The sequence below is a fragment of the Streptomyces sp. genome, assembly GCF_036566765.1.
Lineage (GTDB): Bacteria > Actinomycetota > Actinomycetes > Streptomycetales > Streptomycetaceae > Streptomyces.
This window is the reverse complement of the sequence record NZ_DATCVQ010000578.1, coordinates 1-4,585: the sequence shown is the minus strand read 5'-3', so window position 1 is coordinate 4,585 and position 4,585 is coordinate 1. Positions and strand designations below refer to the sequence as shown.

Annotated in this window: 5 protein-coding genes; 2 read left to right on the top strand and 3 right to left on the bottom strand. The window is 68.2% G+C overall.

What is annotated here, in order from left to right; translation table 11 throughout:
- Nucleotides 1-7: 7 nt before the first annotated feature.
- A complete protein-coding gene (locus VIU94_RS33505; protein WP_331917354.1) occupies nucleotides 8-838 on the bottom strand; it encodes an SDR family oxidoreductase in 831 nt (276 codons plus the stop codon).
- A gap of 167 nt (nucleotides 839-1,005) precedes the next feature.
- Between VIU94_RS33505 and VIU94_RS33500 the strand changes: the two genes are divergently transcribed.
- Both VIU94_RS33500 and VIU94_RS33495 read left to right on the top strand, forming a co-directional pair.
- A complete protein-coding gene (locus tag VIU94_RS33500) occupies nucleotides 1,006-1,956 on the top strand; it encodes an AraC family transcriptional regulator (RefSeq protein ID WP_331917352.1) in 951 nt (316 codons plus the stop codon).
- A 622-nt stretch (nucleotides 1,957-2,578) separates the two neighbouring features.
- Nucleotides 2,579-3,820 carry a PP2C family protein-serine/threonine phosphatase gene (locus tag VIU94_RS33495; RefSeq protein ID WP_331917350.1) on the top strand — a complete coding sequence of 414 codons (1,242 nt, stop codon included), beginning with the start codon at nucleotides 2,579-2,581 and terminating at the stop codon, nucleotides 3,818-3,820.
- 143 nt (nucleotides 3,821-3,963) lie between these two features.
- On the opposite strand, the gene VIU94_RS33490 is transcribed toward VIU94_RS33495, so the two are convergent.
- Nucleotides 3,964-4,131 (bottom strand): hypothetical protein, encoded by a 168-nt coding sequence (locus tag VIU94_RS33490; protein ID WP_331917348.1) that lies wholly within the window; start codon nucleotides 4,129-4,131, stop codon nucleotides 3,964-3,966.
- Between the two features lie 28 nt (nucleotides 4,132-4,159).
- Nucleotides 4,160-4,516 (bottom strand): PRC-barrel domain-containing protein, encoded by a 357-nt coding sequence (locus tag VIU94_RS33485; protein ID WP_331917346.1) that lies wholly within the window; start codon nucleotides 4,514-4,516, stop codon nucleotides 4,160-4,162.
- Between the last annotated feature and the right edge of the window lie 69 nt (nucleotides 4,517-4,585).

Here is a 4,585-nt window from a genome sequence, read left to right as displayed (position 1 = left end):
GGTTTGTTCAGGCCACGGGGGTGCTGCCCTGGGCCTCGACGGCGAGGTCCTGCCAGTCGGCCCAGGTCTTGAGGCGGTCGGCGTAGACCTGCGGGAGCATGTCGTTGCCCTGCGTGCCGAAGAAGACGCGCAGCGGGGGGTTGTCGGAGTCGACGACCTTGAGCAGCGCGGCGCCCGCGGCGGCGGGGCTGCCGAAGTCGAGGGTCTGCATGAACGCCCCGAGTGCTTCGCGCACGCCGTCGTAGACCGGGATCGGGTCGGCAGAGACGGCGGAGGAGCCGCCCCAGTCGGTGGCGTAGGCGCCGGGCTCGACCAGGGTGACCTTGATCCCGAGGCCAGAGACCTCCTGGGCCAGGGACTCGCTCAGGCCCTCCAATGCCCACTTCGAGGCGTGGTAGCCGCCCACCAGCGGCCAGGAGGCGACGCCGCCGGTGGAGGAGATCTGCACGATGTGGCCGCTGCCCTGCTCGCGCAGGTACGGCAGGGCGGCCTGGGTGACCCACAGGGCGCCGAACAGGTTGGTCTCCAGCTGGTCGCGCAAGGCCTGTTCGGTCAGTTCCTCGACCGCGCCGAACAGGCCGTAGCCGGCGTTGTTCACGATGACGTCGAGGCGGCCGAAGTGCTCGTTGGCCCGCGTGACACTTTCGCTGACCGCGGCCTTGTCGGTCACGTCCAGGTCGAGTGCGAGGACGGCGTCGCCGTAGGTGGCGGCCAGGTCCGACAGGGTGTCGGCGTTGCGGGCGGTCGCGGCCACCTTGTCCCCGCGGGACAGGGCTGCTTCGACGAACTGACGGCCGAAGCCGCGGGAGGAGCCGGTGACGAACCAGACCTTGCTCATGCTGCTCTCCATGGTCGGAGTGGATGGCGGGTGCGGGGTTCGCGGTGCGCTCCCTCACGACATTGACTCTATGGAGACAAGGGTCGTCACTCCATGGCAGGAACTCTCGGAAAACTTGCCTTTTCCTCTCACCTTGAGAGAGGAAGAGTGGGAGTAGGGTCCTGACTATGGATGTTCTTGGGGAAGTGTTGGCGGCCACCGGGTTCAAAGGGGTGCTGCTCGCCCAGCTCCGCGCCCGCGGCTCGGGGTGGGGCTGCGGCCTGGAGCGGCTGGGCACTGCCGGATTCCATCTGATCGCCGAGGGGACCTGCTGGCTGCGCGTGGCCGAGCAGCCGCCACGCCAGTTGGTGTCCGGGGACGTCGCCCTGCTCCCGCAGGGCGAGCCCCATCACCTGGCCGGCAGCCCGGAGCAGGCGGCCGTGCCGTACGCGGAGCTGGAAGCCGCGCATCCGGTCGGCCGCGACGGCATCCTGGACCTCGGCGGCCACGGCCCCGTCGCACGCATCGTCTGCGGCAAGTTCGACTACGACCACGACGCCTCGCAACACCCGGTCCTGTCCGCCCTGCCCGCGGTGATCCATGTCCCCGGCATGAGCGCCGACCCCGAACTCCAGGGAATCATCCGGCTCCTGGCCCTTGAGAGCACACGGGAGCGGCCCGGCTCGCGGGCCGTCGCCGCCCGCCTGACCGATGTCCTGTTCGTCCAGGTCATCCGCGCCTGGCTCGACACCGCGGACACCGACCCGCAATCCGCACCGCAGTCCTGGCTGACGGCGCTGCGCGACCCGCGCATCGGCGCCGCGCTCTCCCTCATGCACGAAGCACCACAGCGACCCTGGACCGTGGAATCCCTCGCACGCGACGTGGCGATGTCCCGCCCGGCCTTCGCCCGGCAGTTCAAGCAGCTGGTCGGCGTCTCACCGCTGGCCTATCTCTCCCGAGTGCGGATCACCCTGGCCTCCCGGCTGCTGCGCGACACCAACCGGCTGGTCTCCGACATCGGCGAGGCGGTCGGCTACACCTCGGAGTTCACCTTCTCCCGGGCCTTCGCCCGCGAACACGGCCTGCCTCCCGGTCGCTACCGGAGAGAGGCGCTCGCACAGCCCGCGGGAACCTGATCTTCGGTTGGTCGACGACAGCACTGTCATCGACCGACCGACGGGTACTTCTACGGTGTGGCGCTCGGGACCACCGCGCTGTCGAGTGTCACCTGTGGGATCTGCCTGCCGGGTCCAGGTGTCGGGCTGATCGCGTCAGCCATCAGGCTGACGGAGTCGTGCATGCCTACCGGCTCGGGCCGGTGAGGCCCCTTGAACCACGGACCGTGGGCGTCCCAGAAAGGTGACGAGCTCGGATCGAGTGAGCTCCTCCACAGCTCCCTGGGAGCCGTTGGGGAGCAGACTCGCTCCGACATGCCGCCGCTGGCGTAATCGGCTCGTTGGGCCGGTTGGCGGTGTCACGCTGTACGGGTGATCACTGTCGTGCGAGGAGCCCTGTGCGCATGGGGCGTGTGAACGCTCTTTCGAGCTGATCGCCGTTGACTGCCCGCTCGATCCAAGTATGTCGGGGTGTCCATCGGGTCGGGGGACCGTGAGCCGGAATATGTGGCTGGGGTGCTGAGGGCGCTGGCGCCTAGAGGGAGGGAGAGTTGCTCGCCGTCCAAGTGGCACCGCTTCGTACCGGCTCCGCACAACCGCCCACTGAATTCCCATGCCGCGGTATGAAGGGATGCAAGCAGCGATGACCGAGGGCGGGCGAAAGCCGGGCAAGGTCGGGGTGGACCGGTCGGAGGGGTTTGGCGAGCGGTTGCTGGGTTTGCTGCTGGACCGGGCTCATGAGATGCCGCCGCAGTTGATCGCCCCGCTCGTTGCGGAAGAGGTGGCCAGGGTCGGTGGCCGGGACGTCTCGATCCTCTTGCAGGACTACGAACAGATGCTGCTGGTGCCGCTACCGGGCCGGGGGTTGATGGTCGGGGACCCCGAACCTGTCGAGGACTCGCCCGCCGGGGACGCGTTCCTGAGCCGTAGGACGGTAGAGGTACTGCAGGACGGCACCGTGCGGATGTATTTGCCGCTGCTGGACGGCAGTGACCAGGTCGGGGCGATGGCCGTCACCCTGGACAGCGTCGATGACGACGACCGTCGGTTGCTGCGCAGACTCGCCGGGCTGGTCGCAGACATGATCGTGACCAAGGACGCCTACACCGACCTGTTCTTCCAGGCCCGACGCCGCGCCCCGATGAGCGTGGCCGCAGAGATCCAGTGGTCGTTGCTGCCTCCGCTGTCGATGACTGTTCCGCAGGTTGAGGTGGCCGGAATCCTGGAGCCCGCGTACGACGTGGCCGGCGACAGTTTCGACTACGCCCTCAACGGCGACATCCTTCATGTGGCCATGATCGACGCGATGGGTCACGGCCTGGACGCGGCGACCATGGCGACGGTGGCTATCGGCGCCTACCGCCACGCGCGACGGGCCAACACTGGTCTGTCCCAGGTGTATGCGTTCATGGACAGGGCCATCAATGAGCAGTTCGGCCCCGACCACTTTGTCACCGCCCAGATGATGTGCCTGAACATCGCCACGGGTTGGCTGCAATGGGTCAACGCCGGCCACCCGGCGCCGCTGTTGATCCGTGACCGCTCCGTGGTGGACCGGCTGGAGAGCCCGACGACATTGCCGGTCGGCTTCGGCGGTGAGGAACCGGTAGTCAGCGAGCGGATGCTGCAGCCCGGGGACCGGCTGTTGTGTTTCACCGACGGCTTGATCGAAGAGCATCAACCCGGCGGGGAGGAGTTCGGTGAGGAGCAGCTCATCGAATTGACCAACCGGGCACTCCTTGGCCACACCACGGTGCGACCCGTGGTGCGCGCTCTCTCTCACGCCCTGAAACAGGAACGAGGCGGCATCACCAGCGACGACGCAACCATCTTCCTCATCGAGTGGCGCGGCGGCGACGCCGATCACCTCACCACCCTCGACTGAGCCGACAGCCACCGCCACCACGGAGCCGACGGAGCCGAAGCCCCGCGCTGGGAAGCGTCGTGAACGTGCGCACACCGGCGCTTCATCCCTCGCAGTCGGCCGGCTCACGGGCGACGGGCTTGCCCACCGCCCGGCCTGACAGATCAGCGCAGGCGGCGGCTTTGGGAGTGGCGCAGGCGCACGCCGTAGTAGACGAAGTCCGCCACGAGCAGCGCGATGCCGATGATCAGCAGGAAGAGCAACCCCTCAACCGTAGCGCCGATGATGCCCAGCACCATCGCGACGACGATCAGGGCCAGGAAAAGAATCACGACGGACACCTCCTCGATCGAGCCTGACTCAGCGGCGGGCCAGCTGCCGCTCGCCGTTCGGCCCCGGCTGGTAGGGCAGGCCGTAGTGCTGGAAGATGGCTCCCTCGTCCTCGAAGGGGAGCACGTCGTCTGTGCCGATCGAAGGGCACTGCTTCACCAGCGCCTTGTCGTGCGCGACCTTCACATAGCCCGGCCCGACGATCGCCCCGTCGAGCGGGACGAAGACCAGGCGGTGGCGGGTGGGCAGGCCGATCTGGACCGTGGCCATGGCCGGCTCGTCCGTGCTGGTGTCCACGTAGATCGCCTCCAGCACTCCGATCTTGTGCCCTCCCGCGTCCGTCACGTCCTGTGCACGCCACTCACGGATATCCGCCATCTCGATCATCCTGAGCTCCTTCGGCCGGGTCCTGCCTGGCGACCTGCTCCCTTCCAGCCTGCCCCCTGGCCGCCTACG